22 protein-coding genes are annotated in these 24,511 nt (G+C 71.8%); 14 read left to right on the plus strand and 8 right to left on the minus strand.

Annotated elements, in window-relative coordinates; genetic code table 11:
* The first annotated feature begins 3 nt into the window (after positions 1 to 3).
* A complete protein-coding gene (locus CP983_RS24075) occupies positions 4 to 909 on the plus strand; it encodes an acyl-CoA dehydrogenase family protein (RefSeq protein ID WP_150501707.1) in 906 nt (301 codons plus the stop codon).
* Positions 910 to 1,417: 508 nt separating this feature from the next.
* A complete protein-coding gene (locus CP983_RS24085) occupies positions 1,418 to 1,879 on the plus strand; it encodes an ATP-binding protein (protein ID WP_125526830.1) in 462 nt (153 codons plus the stop codon).
* Positions 1,880 to 2,289: 410 nt separating this feature from the next.
* Here the strand turns inward: CP983_RS24085 and CP983_RS24090 are convergent, their stop codons facing one another.
* Positions 2,290 to 3,216 (minus strand): cyclase family protein, encoded by a 927-nt coding sequence (locus tag CP983_RS24090; RefSeq protein WP_150501708.1) that lies wholly within the window; start codon positions 3,214 to 3,216, stop codon positions 2,290 to 2,292.
* A 96-nt stretch (positions 3,217 to 3,312) separates the two neighbouring features.
* Here CP983_RS24090 and CP983_RS24095 point away from each other — a divergent pair, with 96 nt between their 5' ends.
* The 4 genes from CP983_RS24095 to CP983_RS24110 all read left to right on the plus strand — a co-directional run bounded on the left by CP983_RS24095 (position 3,313) and on the right by CP983_RS24110 (position 7,873).
* Positions 3,313 to 4,224 (plus strand): SDR family NAD(P)-dependent oxidoreductase, encoded by a 912-nt coding sequence (locus CP983_RS24095; RefSeq protein WP_150501710.1) that lies wholly within the window; start codon positions 3,313 to 3,315, stop codon positions 4,222 to 4,224.
* A 107-nt stretch (positions 4,225 to 4,331) separates the two neighbouring features.
* The gene (locus tag CP983_RS24100) at positions 4,332 to 5,477 is read left to right on the plus strand and encodes an acyl-CoA dehydrogenase family protein (RefSeq protein WP_150501712.1); all 1,146 of its coding nucleotides are present in this window, start codon (positions 4,332 to 4,334) and stop codon (positions 5,475 to 5,477) included.
* Positions 5,477 to 6,526: an alcohol dehydrogenase catalytic domain-containing protein gene (locus tag CP983_RS24105; protein WP_150501714.1), complete on the plus strand. Its 1,050-nt coding sequence runs from the start codon at positions 5,477 to 5,479 to the stop codon at positions 6,524 to 6,526. The genes CP983_RS24100 and CP983_RS24105 overlap by 1 nt, the downstream gene beginning before the upstream one ends.
* 93 nt (positions 6,527 to 6,619) lie before the next feature.
* Positions 6,620 to 7,873: an MFS transporter gene (locus tag CP983_RS24110; protein ID WP_107906273.1), complete on the plus strand. Its 1,254-nt coding sequence runs from the start codon at positions 6,620 to 6,622 to the stop codon at positions 7,871 to 7,873.
* On the opposite strand, the gene CP983_RS24115 is transcribed toward CP983_RS24110, so the two are convergent.
* Positions 7,781 to 8,818 carry a GlxA family transcriptional regulator gene (locus tag CP983_RS24115; protein WP_150501716.1) on the minus strand — a complete coding sequence of 346 codons (1,038 nt, stop codon included), beginning with the start codon at positions 8,816 to 8,818 and terminating at the stop codon, positions 7,781 to 7,783. The genes CP983_RS24110 and CP983_RS24115 overlap by 93 nt on opposite strands.
* Positions 8,819 to 8,889: 71 nt before the next feature.
* Here CP983_RS24115 and CP983_RS24120 point away from each other — a divergent pair, with 71 nt between their 5' ends.
* Complete coding sequence (locus tag CP983_RS24120; protein ID WP_150501718.1) at positions 8,890 to 10,200, plus strand: MFS transporter; 1,311 nt, start codon at positions 8,890 to 8,892, stop codon at positions 10,198 to 10,200.
* A gap of 13 nt (positions 10,201 to 10,213) precedes the next feature.
* Here the strand turns inward: CP983_RS24120 and CP983_RS24125 are convergent, their stop codons facing one another.
* The 5 genes from CP983_RS24125 to CP983_RS24145 all read right to left on the minus strand — a co-directional run bounded on the left by CP983_RS24125 (position 10,214) and on the right by CP983_RS24145 (position 17,072).
* Positions 10,214 to 10,810 carry a flavin reductase family protein gene (locus CP983_RS24125; protein WP_229914809.1) on the minus strand — a complete coding sequence of 199 codons (597 nt, stop codon included), beginning with the start codon at positions 10,808 to 10,810 and terminating at the stop codon, positions 10,214 to 10,216.
* 144 nt (positions 10,811 to 10,954) lie between these two features.
* A complete protein-coding gene (locus tag CP983_RS24130) occupies positions 10,955 to 11,776 on the minus strand; it encodes an enoyl-CoA hydratase/isomerase family protein (RefSeq protein WP_150506840.1) in 822 nt (273 codons plus the stop codon).
* 25 nt (positions 11,777 to 11,801) lie between these two features.
* The gene (locus CP983_RS24135) at positions 11,802 to 14,027 is read right to left on the minus strand and encodes an acetate--CoA ligase family protein (protein ID WP_150501720.1); all 2,226 of its coding nucleotides are present in this window, start codon (positions 14,025 to 14,027) and stop codon (positions 11,802 to 11,804) included.
* Positions 14,028 to 14,181: 154 nt separating this feature from the next.
* Entirely contained in the window at positions 14,182 to 15,669 is a 1,488-nt protein-coding gene (locus tag CP983_RS24140) for a flavin monoamine oxidase family protein (protein WP_150501722.1), read from the minus strand.
* Between the two features lie 161 nt (positions 15,670 to 15,830).
* Positions 15,831 to 17,072, minus strand: coding sequence for a flavin-containing monooxygenase (locus CP983_RS24145; RefSeq protein ID WP_150501723.1), 1,242 nt, complete (start codon positions 17,070 to 17,072; stop codon positions 15,831 to 15,833).
* 198 nt (positions 17,073 to 17,270) lie between these two features.
* Here CP983_RS24145 and sigJ point away from each other — a divergent pair, with 198 nt between their 5' ends.
* The 4 genes from sigJ to CP983_RS24165 all read left to right on the plus strand — a co-directional run bounded on the left by sigJ (position 17,271) and on the right by CP983_RS24165 (position 21,050).
* Complete coding sequence (gene sigJ, locus CP983_RS24150; protein ID WP_150501725.1) at positions 17,271 to 18,218, plus strand: RNA polymerase sigma factor SigJ; 948 nt, start codon at positions 17,271 to 17,273, stop codon at positions 18,216 to 18,218.
* A gap of 164 nt (positions 18,219 to 18,382) precedes the next feature.
* On the plus strand, positions 18,383 to 19,639 hold the full coding sequence (locus tag CP983_RS24155; RefSeq protein WP_150501727.1) for an NAD(P)/FAD-dependent oxidoreductase: 1,257 nt from the start codon (positions 18,383 to 18,385) through the stop codon (positions 19,637 to 19,639).
* Between the two features lie 202 nt (positions 19,640 to 19,841).
* Entirely contained in the window at positions 19,842 to 20,519 is a 678-nt protein-coding gene (locus CP983_RS24160) for an HNH endonuclease family protein (RefSeq protein WP_150501729.1), read from the plus strand.
* Between the two features lie 117 nt (positions 20,520 to 20,636).
* Entirely contained in the window at positions 20,637 to 21,050 is a 414-nt protein-coding gene (locus CP983_RS24165) for a cytidine deaminase family protein (RefSeq protein WP_150501731.1), read from the plus strand.
* Between the two features lie 24 nt (positions 21,051 to 21,074).
* Here the strand turns inward: CP983_RS24165 and CP983_RS24170 are convergent, their stop codons facing one another.
* A complete protein-coding gene (locus CP983_RS24170) occupies positions 21,075 to 22,685 on the minus strand; it encodes a subtype B tannase (protein ID WP_150506842.1) in 1,611 nt (536 codons plus the stop codon).
* 198 nt (positions 22,686 to 22,883) lie between these two features.
* Here CP983_RS24170 and CP983_RS24175 point away from each other — a divergent pair, with 198 nt between their 5' ends.
* From CP983_RS24175 to CP983_RS24185, 3 genes are read left to right on the plus strand one after another with little or no spacing between them, the layout of a single operon-like run.
* Positions 22,884 to 23,330 carry a DoxX family membrane protein gene (locus tag CP983_RS24175; RefSeq protein WP_150501733.1) on the plus strand — a complete coding sequence of 149 codons (447 nt, stop codon included), beginning with the start codon at positions 22,884 to 22,886 and terminating at the stop codon, positions 23,328 to 23,330.
* A 34-nt stretch (positions 23,331 to 23,364) separates the two neighbouring features.
* A complete protein-coding gene (locus CP983_RS24180) occupies positions 23,365 to 23,772 on the plus strand; it encodes a Zn-ribbon domain-containing OB-fold protein (protein ID WP_150501735.1) in 408 nt (135 codons plus the stop codon).
* A 24-nt stretch (positions 23,773 to 23,796) separates the two neighbouring features.
* The gene (locus tag CP983_RS24185; RefSeq protein WP_150501737.1) at positions 23,797 to 24,408 is read left to right on the plus strand and encodes a GNAT family N-acetyltransferase; all 612 of its coding nucleotides are present in this window, start codon (positions 23,797 to 23,799) and stop codon (positions 24,406 to 24,408) included.
* Positions 24,409 to 24,511: the final 103 nt, after the last annotated feature.

Here is a 24,511-nt window from a genome sequence, read left to right on the forward strand (position 1 = left end):
CGGATGCGTTTCCAACTGACCGAGGACCAGCGGGCGTTGCGGAGCGGGGTGCGGGAGCTGCTGGCGCGGCGGTTCGGGCCGGAGCAGCTCAGGGCCGCCGTCGAGGCGCCCGGGCGACTTCAGAAGGGGCTGTGGCGGGAGCTCGGCGAGGCCGGGTTCTTCGCGCTGCGGCTGCCCGAGAGCCAGGGCGGCGTGGGACTCGGCCTGCCCGAGGCGGTGTTGGCCTTCGAGGAGGCCGGGCGGGCGCTCCTGCCGGGGCCGCTCGTGGCCACCCACCTCGCGGCGGCCGAGGTGCCGGGCGCGGCCACCGGCGAGACGGTCGTGACGGACGTCGGCGGATGCGGCCTTGTGGAGTGGCTGTCGGCGGCGGACGTCGTGCGGGGCGACGACGGCGGGGCCGTACCGCTGCGGTCGGTCGATCCGCTGACCCCGCTGCACCGGGTGCCCGGCACCCCTTCTTCTCCCTGGGCTGCCGAAGCACCCGGCGCCGACCCCGCCGCCGTGCTCCTCACCGCCGCCGAACAACTGGGCAGCGCCACACGCGCGTGCGAACTCGCCGCGCAACACGCCCGGACGCGTGAGCAGTTCGGCCGGCCGATCGGAGCCTTCCAGGCGGTGAAGCACCTGTGCGCGGAGATGCTGGTGCGCACCGAGACCGCCCGCGCCGCCGTCTACGCGGCCGCCGTCACCGCCGACCCTGCCGACATCGACACCGCGCGGCTGCTCGCCGACGACGCCGCCGTGCGCGGCGCCCGCGACTGTCTCCAGGTGCACGGCGGCATGGGATTCACCTGGGAGTTCGAGGTCCATCTCCATCTGAAGCGCGCATGGGTGCGAACGCACCGTACGAGCGATGCTACGGAGAGTGAGGAGCGGTTGGCTGCCGAGCTTCTCGCCGGTTCGGGCTGAAGGCCCCTGGTCTGCGGTATCGCCGACGGCCCCGAATTGGATGTCACGGATCGTGGCATACCGGAATTACGGAGCGTTGATATCGGGTTGTGTCCTACGTGTGACTCGTCACGGCCTGGAGTCGGGCGTTCGCTCCGGTACCTTGTGTGAGATGCGAGTGGTTCCGAGCACGAGCCATGCCGGAGTTGCCCTTGAGGCGGCTCCGGATCCGGCGGTGCGCGCCGCTGTTCGCAAGGCGCGTGGGCGGTCTGCCCCAGCCTGTTCGACTCCCCGGGACAAGCGTCGCACAGTATGCCGCACGGGTACTCCTTCACGCTGGAATATGCCCGAAGCGCTTGTTGGGGTGACTGTACGTCAACCATGCTGTCAGCTAAGGGATTCACGTTCCGTGACCCTGGCTCCGGCCATTGATCTGGTCATGAAAAGAATGGCTAGGATCGTGGCCCTCGTGAGGCGCGGGGCTTTGTGTCCGCCGGTTCGGATGGTGTGAGCGGTGCAGGTGCTTCAAGTGCAGCTGGAGATCCGGCCCGACCCCGCTGAGGTGGGGCGAGCCCGGCGGTGGGCCCGCTCCCGGCTCGCCGGGTCCGGGATAGGCGCCGACGAGCCGCTCGCGGAGACCCTGATCCTGCTCGTGTCCGAACTGGTCACCAACGCCGTCGTGCACACCGGCTGTCCGGCCGTGCTGCGCCTGTCACTTCCCGGAGCGGCCCAGGACGCCGCCACCGTCCGCCTGGAGGTCGCCGATCGCAGCGGCCGTGCTCCCGTGCCGCGCTGCGCCGACGGTGACGCCACCGGCGGCCGGGGCCTCGCCCTCGTCGACGGCCTCGCGGACCGGTGGGGCTGGTGCTCCGAAGGTGGCGGCAAGCGGATCTGGTGCGAACTGGACCGTGACGCCGACTCGCAGAGCGCCACCGCGGCCTACGGCAGCGGATCCTCGGCCTACGAAGGGCTCGCGTACGAGGCGGTGTGACGGGCGCACGGAGCGGTAACTCCGGCGGATTCGGAGCACGGTTGCAGAGAGCGCTGTCCCCTCAGCTCGGGTATGTCTGGATGCGCCCGGGCATGCTTCTGTGCGCGCCTTCGAGAAATCGGGCGTAAGTAACAAATCCCCGAGTGGGTGTTGACGCCGCGTGTCCGGTTGATCACGCTTGTGGTCAGCGATTCGCCGTGAGGGGACGGCGAGGGCTTCGGTGGCGGAAGCCCTTGTCGAGAGCGGGTCGTGAATCGGCGTCGGTCTCTCCAGGGCCAGGAGAGGCCGGGGCGGGTGCGCCGGAGTCGGATGGCGGCGCGCGGTGCCGTGCCCGGGGAGGAAGGGGCATCTCCCGTTCGGGCGCGGCCGGAGGTCGGGGGAACCGCGCCGCCAACCGGCATCGCCGGACCTCAGAGCACCGCCACGGGTGCGACCGGTGTCCCCGTGCCGCCGACGAAGGGCTCCGGCATCGCCGACAGCAGGAACGCGTAGCGGCCTTCTTGTCCACAGGCTGTGGACAACTCTTCGAGGCTCCAGTTCTGCCCCTGGAGCATCCCCATCTCCACGAGGTCGAGGGCGTGCACGGGCAGCCACAGGTCCTCTGTCTCGGGCGGAAATATCTCGAACGTGAGGGTGTCGTTGGCCACGGCCGCCACATCGCGCGCGTGGAACCACTCCGGCGTACGGATCGACAGACCGGGCGAGGGATAGCCGTACGCGTGCTTGTCGCCGGCGAGAAGGACCTGGATCTGCCCCGTCCTCACGAGCACGATGTCGCCCGCGCGCACGCGCGTGCCCGCGAGTTCCTCGGCCGCCTCCAGGTCCTCCGGGGTGACCGCGTGCCCGCCGTCGAGCCGGGCGACGCCACGCGCGCGTGCCACGTCCAGCAGCACCCCGCGCGAGACGATGTGCCGCGCCTTGTCGATGCCGCTGAACTCGGCGCCGCCGTGCGCGGTGATGGTGCCGGCGGGGCGGCCGTTGTAGAGCCGGCCCGAGTGCGAGACATGGGTGAGCGCGTCCCAGTGGGTGGCCGCCTGGAGGCCCATGGTCACGGCGTCGTCGCTGCACGCCACGGTTCCGGGGCCGAACAGCTCCTGGTTGATCTGCACCATCGTGTGCAGGGGGTTGATGCGCCCGGGGATCATCCCGGTCTGCACGCCGTCCTCCTTCAGGGGCAGCGCGAGCGGGACGCGGCGGCCGGTGCGGACGCAGGCCGCCGCCTCGCGGACGACGTCGTCGGTGATGAGGTTCAGGGTGCCGATCTCGTCGTCGGCGCCCCAACGCCCCCAGTTGTTCACGCGCTTGGCGATCTCGTGGAACGCGTCCGGCAGTGACATGAGTCCCTCCCCGGGGCTTGTCTCCGCGTATCTGACGGGTCGTAGAATCAAGTCGAATCTAACGGACCGTCAGAAACTGCGGGAAGGGGCCGGGGCGTGGGGAACTTCTTGGCAGGCAAGGTCGTCGCCGTGACGGGCGCCGGGCGGGGCATCGGACGGGCGGTGGCGCTCGCCGCCGCGGCCGAGGGCGCGCGCGTGGTCGTCAACGACTACGGGGTGTCCATGGACGGGGCCTCGCCCACGAGCGAGGTCGCCCAGGCCGTGGTCAAGGAGATCGAGGCGGCGGGCGGGGAAGCGGTCGCCGTGGCCGACGACGTCTCCACCATGGCCGGCGGACAGCGGATCGTGGACACGGCACTGTCGTCGTACGGACGCCTCGACGGAGTCGTGTGCGTCGCCGGGATCCTGCGCGAGCGGATGCTGTTCAACATGTCCGAGGAGGAGTGGGACCCGGTGGTCGCCACCCATCTGAAGGGGACGTTCACCGTGTTCCGCGCCGCGTCGGCCGTGATGCGCAAGGCGCGGGCGGGGACGTTGATCGGATTCACCAGCGGCAACCACCAGGGGTCGGTCTCGCAGGCCAACTACAGCGCCGCGAAGGGCGGGATCATCTCCCTCGTGCGCAGCGCGGCGCTCGGCCTGCACAAGTACGGGGTGACCGCGAACGCCGTCGCGCCGGTCGCCCGTACGCGCATGTCCGCCAACGTGCCCATGGAGCTCGCGGAGATCGGGGAGCCGGAGGACGTGGCCGCGCTGGTGGTGTACCTGCTGTCGGACGCGGCGCGGGAGCACGGGGTGACCGGGCAGGTGTACACCGTCGCCGGGCCGAAGATCGCGGTGTGGGCGCAGCCGCGGGAGCTGCGCTCCGCGTATGCCTCCGGCGGGTGGACGCCGGAGTCGATCGCGCAGGCGTTGCCCGGGTCCGTGGGGGTGGATCCGATGCCGATGCTGGCCCGGGTGGAGGCGATGGAGAGGGCCGCGCGGAGCGGGGGCCGACCGAACGCCTAATGGCTCGGGGGGCGTTCGGGGTCGGCGGCCGCGGGTCGTCCGTGGCCGGTCGCGCAGTTCCCCGCGGCCCTGAGGTGGGACATCCGACCGTCGCTTGGGAGGTTGCCGTGGACTTTGGATTCACCGCCGGGGATGAGGAGTTCCGCGCGGACGCGCGGGCGTGGCTCTGTGAGCACGGTGGGGGTGCGCAGGAACGTCGTGCCTGGGAGCGTGCGCTCGGGAAGGCCGGGTGGATCGGGCTCGGGTGGGGGGAGGGCGGGTTCGGGAACCGGGTCGCCACGCTCACTCAGCAGGTCGTGTGGGCCGAGGAGTACGCGCGGTCGGGGGCACCTGCGCGGTCCGGGCACATCGGGGAGAAGCTGCTCGCACCGACGCTGCTCGCGCACGGGAGCGAGGAGCAGAAGGCGCGGTTCCTTCCGCCGGTCGCGCTCGGCGAGGAGCTGTGGTGCCAGGGGTACAGCGAGCCCGGGGCCGGGTCGGACCTCGCCGGGGTGCGTACGAAGGCCGAGCGGGCCTCGGACGGGACGTACCGCGTCACCGGGCAGAAGATCTGGACCTCCCTCGCCCATGAGGCGGACTGGTGCTTCGTGCTGGCCCGCACCGAGCCGGACTCCCGGCGCCACCGCGGACTGAGCTTCCTGCTCGTCCCGATGGACCAGCCGGGGCGTATCGAGGTGCGGCCGATCCGGCAGATGACCGGCACCAGCGAGTTCAACGAGGTCTACTTCGACGGTGCGCGCGCCGAGCACGTCGTCGGCGGTGAGGGCGCCGGATGGCAGGTTGCGATGAGTCTGCTCGGGTTCGAGCGCGGGGTCTCCACGCTCGCCCAGCAGATCGGCTTCGCCGGCGAGTTGGCGCGGGTCGTGGGAGCTGCCGTGCGGTCCGGTGCCGTGGAGGATCCCGTCGTACGGGACCGGCTGGTGCGGCAGTGGGCCGAGTTGCGGGTGATGCGGTGGAACGCCCTGCGGACGCTGGGGAGTTCGGGCGACGCGGGCGCGCCGAGCGTGGCCAAACTGCTGTGGGGCGGCTGGCACCAGCGGCTCGGGGAACTGGCGATGCAGGTGCGCGGGGCGTCGGCGAGCGCCGGGCCGCGGGAGTGGGCGCCCTCGACTCCGTACGAACTCGACGACGCCCAGCATCTGTTCCTGTTCTCCCGCGCCGACACCATCTACGGCGGTTCCGACCAGGTTCAGCGCACGATCATCGCCGAGCGGGTGCTCGGTCTGCCCAGGGAGCCCAAGGGGGTCGTCTGATGCGCGCAGTGATGTTCGACGGCAAGCGGGTCGAGGTCGTGGACGACCTGGAGGTACGGGATCCGGGGCCGGGTGAGGTGCTGGTCGCCGTCTCGGCGGCCGGGTTGTGCCACAGCGACCTGTCGGTGGTGGACGGGACCATACCCTTCCCCGTTCCTGTGGTGCTGGGCCATGAGGGCGCGGGGGTGGTGGAGGCCGTCGGTGTGGGGGTCACCCATGTCGAACCCGGGGACCATGTGGCGCTGTCCACGCTCGCCAACTGCGGTGCGTGCGCCGAGTGCGACCGGGGGCGGCCGACCATGTGCCGGCAGGCCATAGGGCGGCCGGGAAGGCCGTTCCGGCGGGGCGAGCAGGCCGTGTTCCAGTTCGCGTCCAACTCCGCCTTCGCCGAACGGACCGTGGTGAAGGCCGTGCAGGTGGTGCGGATCCCGAAGGACATTCCGCTGCCGTCCGCCGCGTTGATCGGGTGCGGGGTGCTGACCGGGGTGGGCGCCGTGCTGAACCGGGCGCGGGTCGACCGCGGGGACCGGGTCGTCGTGATCGGCGCCGGCGGGATCGGGCTCAACGTCATCCAGGGGGCGCGGATCGCCGGCGCGCTGCGGATCGTGGCGGTCGACGCCAACCCGGCGAAGGAGGCGGTGGCGCGGCAGTTCGGGGCGACGGACTTCCTGACGTCGGTGGAGGGCGTGCGGGACCTGCTGCCGACGGGCGCCGACCACACCTTCGAGTGCGTGGGGCGCGTCGAGCTGATCCGGGCCGCCGTCGATCTGCTGGACCGGCACGGGCAGGCCGTACTGCTCGGGGTGCCGGCCGCCACCGCCGAGGCGTCCTTCCTGGTGTCCTCGATGTACCTGGACAAGTCGATCCTGGGCTGCCGCTACGGGTCGTCGAGGCCGCAGCGGGACATCGCGCTGTACGCCGAGCTGTACCGGGCCGGGCGGCTCATGCTGGACGAGCTCGTGACTCAGACGTACCCGGTGGAGGAGTTCGAAAGGGCGGCGGCGGACGCGGAGGCGGGGAAGGTGGCGCGCGGGGTGCTGACGTTCTGACGCTCCGAGGTCCCGGGGACCACGCGGCGGGGTTTTCCACAGGCCCGGAAAACGGCTGCCGTGTTGTCGGCGGCGGCACTTACCGTCATCTTCATGACCTATCGAGACGTCGCCACCAAGCAGGTGCTGATCTGGGCCTTGACCGCCGTCGCCGCTCGTATGCCGGTCGCCATGACGCCGCTCGCGCTGGTGTTCCTGGTGCGGGAGCGGCCCGGCGGCTACACCCTGGGCGCGACGCTCGCGGCGGCCTATGTGCTCGGCGAGATCATCGGCGCCCCGGTCCTCGGGATGCGGCTGGACCCGGCCCGCGGCCGGCGTCATCTGGTCGTCGGACTCGCGGGCGGGGCGCTGGGGTTCACCGGACTCGGGATATTCGCCGATTCGCACCCCGTGGTGCTGGGGGCGTTCGCGTTCCTGGCCGGGGCCGCCCCCTCGGCGGCCGCCGGCGGACAGCGCGCGCTGCTCACGTCCCTGGTCCCGGAGCGCGCCGTGGCACAGGCGCTGTCCGCCGAGTCGATGCTGATGTCCGGCGTGTGGGCCGTCTCCCCGGTCGCCGTCGCCGGACTGGCCCTCGCGGTGGCGCCGCGGGTGCCGCTGCTCCTCGCGGCGGTCTGCATGGCGTCGTCGATCGCGGGCCACTGGCTGCTGCCGGCGGGCTGGGCCGGCGGCGACCAGGACGGCGACACGGGCCGGGCGAAGACCCGCGTACTGCTGCACGCCTGGCCGGTGTACGTCACCGGCGCGGCCAGCATCACCCTGCTCGGCCTGACCGAACTCACCCTCCCCGCACTGCTGGAGCAGCGCGGCATCGGCGTGGGCTGGTCCGGTCCGATGCTGGCCGGCATGGCCGTGGGGGCGGGACTCGGTGCGTTCCTGTACGGCCTGCGATCCTGGCCGGGGCGGCTGCGCTCGCGCAGTGCGGTGCTGATCAGCGGCATGGCGGTGTTCGTGGCGCTGGTCGCGCTGATACCGGGCGCCGCGGGGATCACGGTCGCCCTCGTCCTCGCCGGCGTGCTCCAGTCGGGCGCGCTGATCACCCGCAACCTGTCCCTGCGCGAGGCCCTGCCACAGAGCGCCCTGGCCGCCGGGTACTCCGTGCTGTACGCGGCCGCCGGCGCCGGCTACGCGGCGACGGGATCCCTCGCGGGCGGCCTGCTCCAGGTGGTCGCGCCGTCCACGGCCGTCCTGGCCGGTGTGTCGCTGACCTTGCTGCTCACCGTGCTCGGCTGGTGGGGCGAGGCCCGGCGGGACGTCTCAGGTGCGCCCGGTGACCTGGCGGTCGGCCTTGCCGGCGGCGCGGAAGGTGCGCCGATAGCTGGTGGGCGTGACCCCGAGTGCCGTCTGTAGGTGCTGCCGCATCGACTGGGCCGTACCGAAGCCCGCGGCGTCCGCGACCTGGTCGACCGAGAGGTCGGTGGACTCCAGGAGGTGCCGGGCGCGTTCCACGCGCTGCTGGGTGAGCCACTGGCCGGGGCTGCTGCCGACCTCCTCGCGGAAACGGCGGGTGAAGGTGCGCACCGACATGGACTCCTGGTCGGCCATGTCCCGCAGCTGGATGGGCTCGTGGAGCCGCCCCAGGGCCCAGGCGCGGGCCGTGGTCGTGGACGACTGCTGCGGGTCGGGGACCGGGCGGTGGATGTACTGCGCCTGGCCGCCGTCGCGATGGGGCGGTACGACCGTGCGGCGGGCCACCTCGGTGGCGATCGCCGTGCCGTGGTCGCGGCGCACCATGTGCAGGCACAGGTCGATCCCGGCCGCGACCCCGGCCGACGTCAGCACGTCGCCGTCGTCGATGAAGAGCACGTCCGCGTCGACCTCGATGCGCGGGAACAGCCGCTGGAAGCGCTCGGCGTCGGCCCAGTGGGTGGTCGCCGGGCGCCCGTCGAGCAGGCCGGCCGCGGCGAGGACGTACACGCCGGTGCAGATGGAGGCGAGCCGGGTGCCGGGACGGATGCGGGCGAACGCGGCGGCGAGCTCGTCGGTCAGCACGCCCTCCTCGAAGACGGGGCCGAGCTCGTACGACGCCGGGATGATCACGGTGTCGGCGGTGGCCAGCGCCTCGGGGCCGTGCTCGACCTGGATGGCGAAGTCGGCGTCGGTCCGCACGGTGCCCGGCGGCCGGATCGAGCAGGTCACGACCTCGTACAGGTGCCGCCCGCGGGCGTCCTTGGGGCGGCCGAAGATGCGGTGCGGGATGCCCAGCTCGAAGGGGAGCAGTCCGTCCAGCGCGAGGACGACCACGCGGTGCGGGCGGAAATCCGACGGCGTACGGTGCTCCGGCTCACTGCTCATGGCTCGATCCTAACGAATGCTGTCCTTCGGGCCAATGGCTCCGGGGTGGCGCAGGCCCGAAGCTCGTTGTCGTGACGCAGACAACCCCCGCCACCGCCGCCAACGCGGCCACGTCCCCGACGAGGCCGCGTCGTCCCCGTATCCACCGCGCCTGGTTCGTCGCCGCCGTCGCCTTCGTGACGATCCTCGGCGCGGCCGCCTTCCGCTCCCTGCCGGGACTGCTCATCGACCCGCTGAACGAGCAGTTGGGCTGGTCACGCGGCACGATCGGGGCTGCCGTCTCCATCAACCTGGCCCTGTACGGCCTGACCGCCCCCTTCGCCGCCGCACTGATGGACCGTTTCGGCATCCGGAGGGTCGTCGCGGCCGCCCTGACCCTGATCGCGGTCGGCTCGGGACTGACGTACTGGGTGACGGCGGCCTGGCAGTTGCTGCTGTGCTGGGGCCTGCTGGTGGGACTCGGCACCGGTTCGATGGCGCTGGCCTTCGCCGCCACGGTCACCAACCGCTGGTTCACCGAGCGGCGCGGCCTGGTCACCGGCATCCTCACCGCCGCCTCGGCCTCCGGCCAGCTGATCTTCCTGCCGGTGCTGGCCCTGATGGTCGACGCGGGCAACTGGCGCCCGGCCGCCGTCACGGTCGCCCTCGCCGCCCTCACGGTCGTCCCCTTCGTCTGGCTGCTGCTGCGCGACCACCCCGCCGACGTGGGCCTTGCGCCGTACGGCTCGCAGGAGTTCGTGCCGAAGCCGCCGCCCGCGCAGGGCGCCGCCCGCCGGGCCGTCACGGTCCTCTTCTCGGCCGCCCGCACCGGCCCCTTCTGGCTGCTGGCCGGCACGTTCGCGATCTGCGGCGCCTCCACCAACGGCCTCATCCAGACCCACTTCGTGCCCGCCGCCCACGACCACGGCATGCCCGTCACGGCCGCCGCCTCGCTGCTCGCGGTCATCGGCGTCTTCGATGTCGTCGGCACGATCTTCTCCGGCTGGCTCACCGACCGCTTCGAACCGCGCCGCCTGCTCGCGGTCTACTACGCCCTGCGCGGCATCTCCCTGCTCTTCCTGCCGATGCTGCTCGCGCCGAGCGTCCACCCGCCGATGCTGTTCTTCATCGTCTTCTACGGCCTCGACTGGGTCGCCACGGTCCCGCCGACCGTCGCCCTGTGCCGTGAGCAGTACGGCGAGGACAGCGCGATCGTCTTCGGCTGGGTCCTCGCCTCCCACCAGGTGGGCGCCGCACTGGTCGCCTTCGTCGGCGGCGTCGCGCGGGACGTCTTCGGCACGTACGACATGGTCTGGTACGCGTCCGGGGCGCTGTGCGCGGCGGCGGCACTGATGGCGCTGGTGATCAGGCGGAAGCCGGTGGCGGTGGGGATGGCGGCTTAGGAACCGGACGGGGCTAAAGGAACCGCCCCTTGTGGAACAGCAGCGGTGGTTCGTCCCCGTCGCTCACCCCGAGGGCGTCCACCCGTCCTACGACGATGAGGTGGTCGCCGCCCGTGTGCACCGCGTGGATCGTGCAGTCGATCCACGCGAGCGTGTCCGCGAGGCGGGGGGAGCCGGACACGGGGGCGGCGTCGTAGGTCACCCCGGCGAACTTGTCCGCCCCGCTCACCGCGAAGGCGCGGCACAGCCCGCCCTGGCCGGCGCTCAGCACGTTAACGCAGAACACGCCCGCGCGGGCGATGCGCGGCCATGTCGCCGACGTACGGCCGACCATGAAGGCGACCAGCGGCGGGTCGAGGGAGAGCGACGAGAAGGACTGGCAGGCGAAGCCCGCGGGAGCGTGCGGGGCCTCGGTGCCGGCCGGGGCCGTCACGACGACCACGCCGGTCGCGAAGCTGCCGAGCACCCGCCGGAACTCGTCCTGCGGGATCGGCGCGCGTTCGTCCTCGCCGACACAGCGCAACGCCGGGCGCGGCAGCGCCTGCACGGGCGGTGCGTCGGCCGACCTCAGATAGCGGACGGCGGCGGCCGCCATCCCTGCGTGTCCCATCACGAGACCCATTGAAACTGACGACTCGTCAGATTGGAAGGGGTGTGCGGGGGTGCGGGAACACCGTGCTCGCGCTGCGCACATGGGGTGGGGGGCACGGCCGACGCTCCGGAGGGCGACAGGCCGGGTGAGAGCGAATCGGCGTCAACGTCCCTTGAACTCGGGGCTCCTGCGCTCCACGAAGCTCGCCACGCCCTCCCGTGCGTCCCGCGTCGTCATGTTGATCTCCTGTGCGGCCGCCTCCGCGGCGAAGGCCGAGACGCGGTCGGATTCCAGGGAGGCGTTGACGAGCTGCTTGGTGAGGGCGAGCGCGCGGGTCGGGCCGGCGGCGAGGCGGTCCGCCCACTCGCGGGCCGTCTTGTCCAGCTCCCCGTCCGGGACGACCCGGTTGACCAGGCCCAGCCGCTCCGCGTCCGCGGCGGTGAGCGCGTCGCCGAAGAACATCAGTTCCTTGGCGCGGTGGGTGCCGGCCAGGCGCGGGAGGAGGTAGGCGCCGCCGCCGTCGGGGACGAGGCCGCGCCGTACGAACACCTCGATGAACCGTGCGGACTCCGCGGCCAGTACGAGGTCGCAGGCGAACGCCAGATGCGCGCCGATGCCGGCCGCGGTGCCGTTGACGGCGGCGATCACCGGCTTCTCGCAGTCCAGCACGGCCGCGATCAGCCGCTGGGCGCCGAGCCGGATCGTACGGGCGACGTCACCGGCGACCCGCTCCGTGCCGGCCGGCGTCCCGCGCAGGTCGGCGCCCGCGCAGAAGCCGCGGCCCGTGCCCGTCAGCACCACCGCCCGCACGTCCGGGTCCGCGGAGGCGCCGGCGAGCAGCTCGATGATGCGGTCGCGCTGGCCGGGGGTGATGGCGTTGAGGGCGTCGGGCCGGTTGAGGGTGATGCGGCAGACCTGACTGTCAGTGGCGTGGTGTACCAACGAATCGACGGAATTTACGGACGCACGGGGGGAATCGGGCATGCTCATCTCACGGTCGGTAGTCATGTCAGCGGCACACCACCAGCGCGTCCAGCGCCACCGCGCCCTGGCCCCTGGGCAGCACCATCAGCGGGTTGATGTCGAGCTCCGCGAGCTCGTCCCCGAGTTCCAGTGCCATGCGCTGCACCCGCAGGACGACTTCCACGAGCGCGTCGAGATCCGCCGGGGGCCGCCCCCTGACCCCGTCGAAGAGGGCCCGCCCGCGCAGCTCGGCACACATGTCGCGGGCCTGCTCCTCCCCGAAGGGCGGCACGCGTACGGCCGTGTCGTTCAGCACCTCTACCAGCACCCCGCCCAGCCCGACCGTCACGGTCGGCCCGAACAGCTCGTCGTGCGTGGCGCCCACGACCATCTCGACGCCCCGCTCGACCATCTGGCAGACCAGGACGCCGTCCAGGGAGACGTCCTCGTAGCGAGCGATGTCGGTCAGTTCGCGGTAGGCGTCGCGGACCTGGCTTGCGGAGGTCAGCCCGATCTTGACCAGGCCGAGCTCGGTCTTGTGGGCGATCCGCGCGCCGGACGCCTTCATCACCACGGGGTAGCCGACCAGCCCCGCAGCCCGTACGGCAGCCGCCGCGCTGGTCACCAACTGCTCGCGCGGAACCCGGATCCCGTACGCCCGCAGCAGCTGCTTCGCCGCGTGCTCGCTCAGCTGCTGTCCCGGGCGCATCAGTGCCTGCGCCTTGCGGCAGGACGGCGAGGGGGTGCGCGCGGCCTCGTCGAAGGGGGAGCGGTAGCCGCTGACGAAGCGGTGGTGGTCGAGGTAGGCGCGCACGGCGGTGATGCAGTTCGCCACCGTGCGGAAGGTCGCCACGCGCGAGGAGCCGAGCAGGACCTCGCGGTAGGCGGGCTCGGTGCCGACCGGCGATCCCCACACCACGCAGACCAGCTTGTCCGTGCGTTCGGCGGCGTCCACCAGGTCCTGGACGAGCCGGTCGCTGAGGGGCGGGAAGGGCCCGGTGATCGGGCAGATCAGCACCCCCACTGCGGGGTCGTCGAGGATGGCGTCGATGATCTTCCGGCCGCGCCAGTCGCCCACTGGGTGGCCGCCGTTGTCGACGGGGTTGGCCACGCTCAGGTACTCGGGTATCCACTGGTGCAGCTCGGCCTGCTTGGCCTCCGACAGCGCCGGCAGCCGCAGTCCCGCCTCGGTCGCCAGGTCGGCGAAGTGCGCGCCCGTGCCGCCGGAGATGGAGTAGACGACGACGCCGTCGGCGCGGGGCGGCCTGGCGCGGGCCAACAGGGCGGCGGTGTCCTGGAGTTCGTCGAGGCCGTCGACGCGGATCACGCCGTACTGCCGCATCGCCGCGTCCACCACCGCGTCCGCGCCGGTCAGCTTGCCGGTGTGCGAGGCGGCCGTGCGGGCGCCGGTCTCGGTGCGGCCCACCTTGACCGCGACGACCGGCACACCGCGGCGGGCGGCGCGGTCGGCGGCCAGCAGGAAGGCGCGGCCGTCCTTGAGGCCCTCGACATAGGCGGCGATGGCGCCGACCTCGGGCCGCTCGGCGAAGTAGGAGATGAAGTCGGCGCACTCCAGGTCGGCCTCGTTGCCGGTCGGCGCCCAGTGGGACAGGCGGATGCCGAGCTCCTGGAGGGCGAAGACGGGACGGCCCTGGTGGCCGGACTGGGTGATGAGGGCGATCGCGGGACCGTCGAGGTCGTCGCGGAACCGCTCGAAGGCGTTGAGGTTGGTGTTGGGGCCGAGGAGCCGCATCCCGGACCGCTCGACGGCGGCGGTGAGCCGGTCCTGCGCCGCGGCGCCCTCCTCGCCGGTCTCGGCGAACCCGGAGGCGAAGACGACGGCGAACTTCACCTTGGTCTCGGCCAGTTCCTCGATCACCGGCAGGGGGTCGGCGACCAGCAGCACGGCGAGATCGACCTGCTCGGGCAGGTCGGCGACGGCAGCGGAGCACGGGATGCCGAAGACGGACGTACGGCTCGGGTGCACCGGGTGGAGCCGGGCGCCGACCCGCTCGGACCAGGCGATCAGCTGGCGGGTGACACCGGTGTTCGGCCGGCCCTCGGCGTCGGAGGCGCCGATCACGGCGACCGACTCGGGCCGGAAGAGACGGTCCAGTTCGGGCACGTCGCAGTACAGGGGACGGCCGCTGACGTCGAGATCGTCGACCTCGGCGGGCCGGCCGTGGACGGCGGGCCCGGGTTGCTCGCCACAGGCGATGACCCGGGCCCGGCGGGAGTCGGTGGTGAGGGTGCCGTGGGTTGATCCAAGCATCGGTCCGCCCGCTCCTGTGTGACAGCGATTAACTGACGCAGTGTCAGATTAAAGGAACTGACACTCAGTCAGGAACGGCTGTGCACGCAAAGTTGAGCGGAACAGCACTCCGCGCCCGGCGGAGCAGGTGCCAGGAGGAGCCCCGGCGGCGCACTCACAGCACCGCCAGCACCTCCTTCGCCACCCGCTCGCCCGACCGCACCGCCCCGTCCATGAAGCCCATCCAGTACGTGGAGGTCTCCGTCCCGGCCCAGTGGATGCCGCCGACCGGCTCGCGCAGGGCGGGGCCGTACCGGGTCAGGACGCCGGGTGCGGCGATGGAGACGGGGCCGCCGCGGGTGTAGGCCTCGTTGTTCCAGCGTTGCAGGACGAAGGAGGTGGGGGAGGCCGCTTTCGCGCCGAAGTACGTCGTGTAGTCCTTCAGCACCGCCGCCCGCACCTCGGCCTCGCTCGCCGCGTCCAGCTTGCGGGCCTCGTCGGCCTCGATGAAGCCCATCAGGGCGCCGAAGGAGGCGTCGGGCGGGGAGTTGTCGAAGGTGGAGCTGATCACGCCGGTGTCGCTGACGACCTGGCCGTTGAGGCCGTCGGCACGCCAGAAGGGGGTGTCGTAGATGGCGATGGCCTTGCCCACCGAGGCCATCGGCAGTCGCTGGGTGAGCTGGTCGCGGGCGGCCGGCAGGAGGGGGTCGTAGGTGATGCGGGCGGCGATGGGCGGGGGCACGGCCACGACGACCTTCCCCGCGGTGACCGTGATGCCGTCGGCCGTCACGACGTAACTGGCGCCGGACCTGGCGATCGTGCGCACCGGGGCGCCGAGCACCACCCGGTCGCCGAGCGTGGCGGCGAGCTTGATCGGCACCAGCTGGGAGCCGCCGACGAAGCGCAGTTCCTGGGCGCCGCCCGCGGTCTCGGTGAGGCGTTCCAGGGTGCCGGGGTTGGCGGAGTTGCCGGCGGCGGCGATGTAGAAGAGCACGAACAGGAAGGAGAGTTCGCTGGGTTCGGCCGAGAAGATCGACGTGCAGGCCACGTCGAAGAGGAACTTGGCGGACGGGATCACGGCGTTGGCGCGCAGCCACGTTTCGAAGGTCTGCCGGTCCCATTCGTCGGCCTTCGCGGCGGTCCAGGGCGCGTCGACCGGGATCTGCTTGGCCAGGTCGTCGAGCTTGGCCTGCACGATCGCGGCGTTGGCGAGCCCGGCCGCGTCGATGGGCGGGACGGAGCCGAGGATGCCGTCGGTGGCGTACGGGGTCCTCCTGCCGTCCTTGTAGAGGAGGTTGTTCCCCGTGTTGTAGGTGGTGAAGGTCTGTACGCCTAGAGAGTCGGCGAGGGCCCGGATGCGGTCCTGGGTGGGGCCGATGAACTCGCCGCCGCCCTCGGTGACGCCGCCGCCCGCCAGGTTCAGGCCCAGCACCCGGCCGCCGACCCGGTCGCGCGCCTCCAGGACGACGACGGACCTGCCGGCGGCCACCAGGTCGCGGGCGGCGGTGAGTCCGGCGAGGCCGGCGCCGACGATCGCGACGTCGGCCTGGCGATGCGCCCCGGCGGCCGAGGCCGGGCCGGCGGCGGTGAGGGCCGCGGCGCCGGCGGTGGCGGCGGCGCCGCCCAGCAGGGAGCGGCGGGAGAGTTGTCTTTCGCGTGCCACGTGCGTCCTCCGTCGTAGCGAGAGGGAGTGGAGCTGGAAAGTGGAGCCGAAAAGCTGAACAGGGCTCACATTCTGGCTCCGCACGAGGGCGCGGTACAGAGATCTCCCGCAACTTATGACTCACAAGTAACAGGAGATCTGCGTAGGAGAGTTGAGGGCGGCTATGTCACCGGCAGCCGGGAGGCCCGTCGGCGGTCGTCGCGGTCACCGGCGATGGCCTTGGCGATCTTCTGGGCGTCGATCGCCATCTCGCGGAGGTTGCCGCTGATGGGGTTGGTGAAGCCGGTGAAGTACAGGCCGGGGGCGTCGGCGGGGGTGCGGCGGCCCCGGACGACCGGTCTGCCGTGCTCGTCGAGGACGCCGAGGTGGCCGACGAGGTCCTCCAGGGCGCGGACGTATCCGGTGGCCGCGACGACGACGTCCGGCGAGACGCGGGTGCCGTCGGCGAGGACGACCTTCTCGCCCTCGAAGCCGTCGACGGCGGCCACGATCTCTATCCGGCCCTTGCGCACGGCGTCGATGAGGCCGACGTCGAGAACCGGGATCGCCCCTTCCCGGACCCGGCTGTAGAGCCCGCTGTCGGGGCGCGGCAGGCCCTGCTCGGCCAGGTCCGGCACGCTCAGCTTCGCCATGGGCCGGGCGAGCCGGTCGACGAGGCGGACCGGCAGCCGCCGTACGAGAATGCTGGTGAACTGGGCCGCCCAGCCGGCGGTGGAGCGGCGGACGATGTGCGGCACGGTCCGTACCGCCAGCCGTACCCGGGAGGCGCCGCCCTCGACCAGGTCCACGGCTATCTCGGCGCCGGTGTTGCCGATGCCGACGACGAGGACGTCGCGGCCGGTGTACGGGGCCGGGTTGCGGTACTCGCCGGCGTGCAGGAACTCGCCGGTGTAGGTGTCGCGGCCGGGCCAGTGCGGAATGCGCGGGGTGTGGTTGTGGCCGGTGGCCACGACGACGGCGGCGCCGGTCAGTTCACGTCCGCCGGTGGCGCGCAGCAGCCAGCCGGAGCCGTCGGGCGCGGGCTCGACGCGGGAGACCTCGACGCCGGTGACGATCTCCAGGTCGTGGTGCTCGGCGTACTTCTCCAGGTACCGCACGACGTCGTCGCGGGTCACCCAGCGTCCGAACCGGCGCGGCATCGGCAGCCCGGGCAGGGCCGACAGCCGCCGGGTGGTGTGCAGTCGCAGGCGGTCGTAGTGCCGCCGCCAGGAGGCCCCGACCCGGTCCGACTTCTCCAGCACGACGGCACGCAGTCCCCGGGCGCGCAGGGCGTGTGCGACGGAGAGTCCGCCGGGTCCGCCGCCTATGACATAGACGGGGCGGTCGGTGACGGGGGGCTCCGTGGCGGGGCGCTCAGCTGCGGGACTGTCCGGGGGTGGGACGTGTCGGGGGGTGTCGGCCATGGTCCGGAGCGTAATCACGTGGGGGGTTGATGGGTCTCGGTCAAGCCCGGAATTGGTTGCGGATCGATCACGGCTGTGGGAGGCGTGGGTGAGATGTGTGACGTAGGTCTCCTGGTTGTGGGGTTGGGGTGGACTTGGCGCGAGTCCGGACATGGCGCCCTGATGCGGTCGGCGGTGGTGGAGTTAGGATCCGGCGTCATGGCCCTGACCACGAACGACGTCGACCGGTTCGAAGCGTCCAGGCCCCGCCTGGAGGCCATCGCCTATCGCCTGCTCGGCTCGGCGAGCGAGGCGGAGGACGCCGTGCAGGAGACGTTCCTGCGCTGGCAGTCCGCCGACGTCGGACGGATCGAGGTCCCCGAGGCGTGGCTGACCAAGGTGCTCACCAACCTGTGCCTCAACCAGCTCACTTCGGCCCGCGCGCGGCGCGAGACCTATGTGGGCCAGTGGCTGCCCGAGCCGCTGCTCGCCGGGGACCCGATGCTCGGCCCGGCCGACACCGCCGAACAGCGCGAGTCGGTGTCGTACGCCGTACTCGTCCTGCTGGAGCGGCTGTCGCCCAACGAGCGGGCGGTGTACGTGCTGCGGGAGGCCTTCGAGTACCGGCACGCGGAGATCGCCGAGATCCTCGACATCACCGAGGCGGCCAGCCAGCAGATCTTCCATCGCGCGAAGAAGCATGTCGCGGAGGGCAGGGCCCGTACCGAGGTGGACGAGGCCACCGCGCGGCGGATCGTGGACGAGTTCCTCGCGGCCGCCACCAGCGGCCGGACCGAGCCGCTCGTCCGGCTGCTCACCCAGGACTCCATCGCGATCGGCGACGGCGGCGGGAAGATCCCGGCCCGCGCGAAGGCGTTCGAGGGGGCGCTCGCGGTCGCCAAGTTCATGCGGGGTCTGTTCAAGCCGAGCGAGGCGAAGCGTGCGCTGACCGGTGGCTCGCCGCAGATCTACGGCTCGTTCGCCAACGGCGACCCGGCGATCCTGGCGGTGCTCGACGGCCGGGTCATCGGCGTCATCTGCCTGGAGGTGACGCCCGAGGGCATCGCCGCGTTCCGCAACCAGGTCAACCCCGACAAGCTCGAACGGGCGACCAGGGTCTGGGCGGCGGAGGACCACGGGGAGCCGTTGCTGCTCAGCGCGTTCTGACGGTCCGGTCGAGGGGCGGCGGCGGGAAGGCCCGCCGCCCGGCGAAATGAGGCGGAGTGCGGTGGGTCTCCGCGATGTGACGTGCTTCACATCGCACACCTGTCAGGGATCGGTGGGCCGCTCGGTTCAAGGGGCGAATCCGCTGAAGAGACAGGAGCACGGACATGCAGCACCGCATCGTCGTCATCGGGGCCGGCTACACCGGAGCCACCGCCGCCGGACGTCTCGCCAAGCGACTGCACAGTGACGATGTCGCGATCACCCTCGTCAACGCCGAGCCCGACTTCGTCGAGCGCGTGCGGTTGCACCAGCTCGCGGTCGGGCAGTCGCTCAAGCCGCGGCCGTTCAGCGAGATGTTCGCGGGGACCGGCGTCACGCTGAAGCTCGGCAGGGTCACCGGCGTCGACGCAGACCGCCGGACGGTCCGCGTGGTCGCCGTGGACGGGGCCGCGGGGGCCAAGGGGCTGGAGCGCGAAGGGCTGGGATACGAGGAGCCGTCGTACGAGGAGTTGGAGTACGACACCCTCGTGTACGCCCTCGGCAGTGGCTGGAACGACCACGGTGTGCCCGGCACGGCCGAGCACGCCTACGAGATCGCCGGCCGCCCGGGAGCGCTGCGGCTGCGCGAACGCCTGGCCGGCCTTGGCGCCGGACAGCCCGTGGTCGTGGTCGGCGGCGGTCTCACCGGCGTGGAGGCCGCGACCGAGATCGCCGAGGCCCGCCCGGACCTCGACGTCGCCCTCGCCGTGCGCGGCGGCCTCGGCGACTGGCTCTCGCCCAAGGGGCGCGGGCACCTGCGGAAGGTCGTCGACAAGCTCGGCATCACGGTCCACGAGGACACCGCCGTCGCCGCCGTCGAGGCGGACCACGTCACGACCTCCGACGGCGCGGTCGTCCCGGCCGCGGTGACCGTCTGGACCGCCGGCTTCGCCGTCCACCCGATCGCGCAGGCCACGACCCTGGAGGTCAACGGCACGGGGCAGATCGTCGTCGACCGGAGCATGCGCTCGGTCTCGCACCCCGAGGTGTACGCCATCGGCGACGCGGCCATGGTGATGGGCCCCGGCGACAAGCCGCTGCGGATGTCGTGCGCGTCGGGCGTCCCGACCGCGTGGCAGGCCGCCGACGCCATCGCGGCGCGGCTGACCGGGGCGAAGGTGCCGACCACGCCGGTGCGTTACTTCAACCAGTGCATCTCGCTGGGCCGCAAGGAAGGTCTCATCCAGTACGTCACCGCCGACGACCGCGCGGTGAGCGCCGCGCTGACGGGACGAGTCGCCGCCGTCTACAAGGAACTCATCTGCAAGGGCGCGGCGTGGGGCGTGGCCAACCCGGCGGTCGGCACGCTGGCCCGGCGGCGCCGGGTGGTGGCGGAGCCGGTGCGGGAGGGCAACGGGCCGGAGGTGAAGGCGGCGGCGTGACGGTTGCGGGGAGCGGGCGCCCGGGGGTGGGGCGGGCGCCCGGGGGGCGGTTGGGGGCCCGCAGGTCGGCCGGGGGTGCGGGAAGCCCTCGGCCGGTACTGCGTCCGGTGGCTCACTCGTCCGGTGAACTCACGCATCCACATGGCTCATTCGTTCGAGTCGAATCCCTCGAACGAGTTATAGGCGGTCAATCCTACGATGTGTGATCAAGAACATCAGGCGAGCCGCGATGACGGCCGCACTCCTCCTCGTGCCCTTTGCGGCACCCACCCCCGCCCAGGCGCAGGATCGTTCCCTCGCTCCGTACACGTTCCCGATCGCGACCTCGGTCCAGCTCCTTCCGGTCGCCGCGGAGATGCGGGACGGCTACGAGCGCACGAGCTTCAAGCACTGGAACGCCGGCCAGATCCCCGGCGACGGCTGCAACACCCGGGCGGAGGTGCTGCTCGCGGAGGCCGTGGACAAGCCCGAGATCCTGCCCGGCTGCAAGCTCTCGGGCGGGCGCTGGTGGTCGTACTACGACTCGAAGTGGCTCACCTCGGCGTCGGCGCTGGACGTGGACCACATGGTGCCGCTGGCCGAGGCGTGGGACTCCGGGGCGTCGCAATGGACCGCCGAGCGACGTGAGTCGTACGCCAATGACCTCGCCGTGAACCCGTCCCTGGTCGCCGTATCCGCGGCCTCGAACCGCAGCAAGGCCGACCAGGACCCGGCGGAGTGGCTGCCGCCGACGGTCGAGGTCTCCTGTCGGTACGCCTCGGAGTGGATCTCGACGAAGCTCCGCTGGGGCCTGACGGCCGACGCGACGGAACGCGAGGCCCTCACCCAACTCGCGGACGCCTGCCCGGTGACGACGGTCACGTACGAGCCCGCACCGTAGAACACCGGCCCCACCTCTCGAACCGGGGTGGGGCCTCGACGGCACTTCGCCGATATTCGCTTGCGCGCCCTGGTCAAGCGGGTCAGCGTCGGTTGACACCTGACGAAGGCAGAGAAGATGACCGTGCAGACCCACCCCGTCGACCACGAACTCGTCCAGGCCGCGGCGGACGTCGCCCGTGCTCGCTGCCGGGGTGACAACCACACCGTGGCAGCCGCGGCCCGCGCCCAGGACGGTCGCGTCATCACCGCGGTGAACGCCTACCACTTCACCGGCGGCCCCTGCGCCGAGCTGGTACTCATCGGCGCGGCAGCCGCCCAGGGCGCCTACGACCTGGACACGATCGTCGCCGTGGGCGACCGCGACCGAGGGGTCGTCCCCCCGTGCGGCCGCTGCCGACAGGTCCTCCTCGACTACTTCCCCGCCCTCAAGGTCATCGTCGGCGAAGGCGACCGCACCAGAGCCGTCCCCATCACCGACCTGCTCCCCGAAAGCTACGTCTGGGCGGACCACCAGCTCGATGCCGACTAAGGGGCGGTAGGGGCTGAGTGGTGTCTACCTGGTCTTCGGGGTGTGGTTGGTGATCCTTGCGATCCACTTGATGAAGTCGCCGGGGTCCGTGTTGGCACCGTGGCCCTCGTCCCAGTAGTAGAGGTGGTCGACCTCGTCGCCGAGGGCGTTCGCGGCGGCGGCGAGGTTGGCGGAGACCGTGTGGGACGTGTCGGAGTCCTTCGTGCCGAGGCGGATCCACCAGTGCTTGGTGCGGTGGGGGTTGGGCTTCTCGGTGAGGAAGGGCATCGGGTTCATCAGGTGCAGCGTCGCGGGGAGGTCGCTGTCCAGGCGGGCGCTGCCGCCGCTTTCGTGGCGGAGGCTGTAGAGCGTGAAGTGGCGGGCCTTGGTGGTGCCCTTGCCGAAGAGGTTGTTCTCGCCCGCCGACAGGTCGAACGCGTCGAAGGCCGGCGTCGACTTCTTGCGGGCGCCGACGTGGGTCAGGAAGTCCGCCCAGGAGAACCTCGCCCTGCCGCCCGACCAGGTGATGAAGGTGTTCTTGGCCAGGTACGACTTCCGGTCGGCGTCGGACAGGGCCGCGAGGTAGCGGGTCGCCGACGGCTCCATGTACTGCCTGACCAGGTACTCGTCGTAATTGCGGGCCGTGAGGGTTCCGAAGCCGTTCAGCCCCTTCAGCCGCAGCGATGCCTGGTACTCGGCGAACTGCGAACGGAGTTCCTTCGAGACCGCCTGGTCCACTGCGGAGCCGGAACTCGTCGGGTTCGAGCCCCAGTTCCACTCGTAGGCGCCGTCCGCGTGCTCCAGGTCGGTGATCGGGCACCACGCGCCGGTCGCGAAGATCGCGTCGCTCGCGTCGGCCGCACCGATCGCCGCGAGCAGCTTGTCGTAGAGCGGGCTGTCGCCGGACGCGCCGAGCAGGGAGGACAGCGCGCCGCCCGCGCTCGTGCCGGACGAGACGATGCGGTCGACGTCGCCGGGTATCCGGCCCTTGTTGGAACGCACGTAGCGGACCGCCGCCTTGAGGTCGACGATCGCCGCAGGGGCCACGCCGTAGTACGTGCCGTCGGCATCGACGAGCGTACGGCCGCGGGCGCCGGGTTCGACGACCACGTACCCCGCCGCCAGCGCCAGCTTCGGGAGGCTGACCATCCCGCCCTGGGCGTTCACCGTGCCGTTGCCGCCGGAAGCCACCTCGCCGGAGGCCGATGCCGAGGGCGCCGTACTGGCAGAAGGCGACCCGCCCGGCATCCCCGTCGCCCCACCCCCGCCCACACCCGTCGCGTCCGCAACCGACGAAGGCATGTACCCGCCCACCGAGTTGGCGAAGAGGATCGGCGCGTCCGTCGCGTCCACCGCCGTGCCGTCGATCCGGACCGGCACGCTGACGTTCAGGCACTGGTACTTCTCGTCGACCGGCGCGGCGACGTACGTGACCGCCTTGTAGAAGCGGTACTCCACCTCGTGGTCGGCGCCGTCGGCGTCGGTGATCGTGGTCGTGAGAGTGGTGTACGCGTCCTTGTCGAAGGTGAGCGCGTTCGACGACGCCGCCCCCGCGGCCCCGGAACCACCGGACGCCGCACCCGTGCCGCTCGACGCCTGCGCGGTCAGTGCGATGCCGCCGGCCGCAGCGACCCCGGCGGTCGCCCCGATCCCCATGACGACGCTCCTGCGCTTGACTGCCCTGTGCTTCACGGTGGACTCTCCTCGGCTGCTACGGCTTCCCTGACTGCTTCCTGGGTCCTTGCGTCAGCGAACGTAATCGTGTGCCGACGAAATTGCCAACAATTCTGTCGGACTCATCGCGGACGCACAGGCGATTGTCAGGTCCCCTTTACCTGACGTACCGTCAGATCCATGGACGCGATCTGGCTCACAGGTGCGGAATGGCTGGCCGTGCTCCGCATAGGCCTCGGGCTGTGGTGGCTGGAGAGCTGGCGGCACAAGGACAAGAAGAGCTGGTTCGAGGGGTCGGGGATCTCCTGGGCGGCCGACGTGGCGGCCAAGCACCGCTGGAACTCCGTACGCTCCGGCTTCGACGTCGTCGTCAAGCCCCGGCCGCGGACCATGGCGTACGTCGTCCTCTACGCGGAGCTCGCCCTCGGACTCGGGCTCGTCCTCGGGTTCCTGACCCCGATCGCCCTGGTCGGCGGGCTGCTGCTCAACCTTCTCTACCTCGTCCTGATGATCCACGACTGGGCCGAGCAGGGACAGAACTCGATGATGGCGCTGATCTCGGTGGTCGCGCTGTTCGGGATGTCCTGGCAGTCGTGGTCGCTGGACAGCGCGCTGGGGCTGTTCTGACCCGGCCGGGATACGAGAGACGGGGGCCGCTTCGATGAGCGAACTGCGCCACGACCTTCCGGAGGCCGACGCCTTCACCCGTACCTACTGGGACGCGGCCGCTGAGGGGCGGCTGCTGATCCGCCGCTGCCAATCCTGTGGACGCGCCCACCACTACCCCCGCGAGTTCTGCCCCCACTGCTGGAGCGAGGACGTCGCCTGGGAACCGGCCTGCGGCCGCGCCACCCTGTACACCTGGTCCGTCGTACACCGCAACGACCTGCCGCCCTTCGGACAACGGACGCCGTACGTCGCCGCCGTCGTCGATCTCACCGAGGGCCCCCGCATGATGACCGAACTCGTCGACTGCCCGAACCCCGGACTGCTGCGGGCCGGCACGGAACTGGAGGTCGCCTTCCGGGACGGGGTGCCGGTGTTCCGGGCCGAAGCGGTGCGGAGCTGATCGTCGGGCGGTTTCAATGAGTCCATGACCATCGCCGGCGGATCACATCACCCTGAGCCTCACCTCCATCCCCTCCCCGAGCTGAATGGGTACGGTCTGCGGTTGCGGGCCTGGGACGTGAAGTCCGAGGGGGACCTCGAGGCGTGGTTCCGGGGGCGTACCGATCCGGAGTTCCGGCGTTGGAACACGCCGTTGCGGATCACCACCGATCTCGACAGTGCCCGCGACTCCCTGCGTACCGCGGTCGAGCACATGAGGGACGGGACCTCGGCGGCGTACTGCGTCACCGACGCCGCGACCGGCGCGACCCTTGGCCACGTCGGCGTCAACGTCATCAACCGGGTCATGAGCTCCGCCCGCGTCGGCTACTGGGTGCTCCCCGAGGCCCGGGGCCGCCGCGTGGCCACCCACGCGCTCGCCCTCGCCGCCCGCTTCGCCTTCACCGAACTCGGCCTGCACCGCCTCGAACTCGACCACGCCGTCGGCCACGAGCCCTCCTGCCGTATCGCCGAACGGTGCGGTTTCCGCTACGAGGGGACCTTGCGGGGCGCCATGTGGGAGGCGGGGCGGCACGACGCGTACCGGGACATGCACATGCACGCCCGGCTGGCCACGGATCCCGACGTCAACCCGTAGGACCGTTCACCGGTGGCCCCCGACCCGGCGGCTGAGCCCGGCCGCTTGTGTCGGGTTCGTGTCCACCGCGGAAATCGGGTGCGCAACCCCTGCCCGTACGAGG

It is taken from the genome of Streptomyces chartreusis, from assembly GCF_008704715.1.
Taxonomy (GTDB): domain Bacteria; phylum Actinomycetota; class Actinomycetes; order Streptomycetales; family Streptomycetaceae; genus Streptomyces; species Streptomyces chartreusis.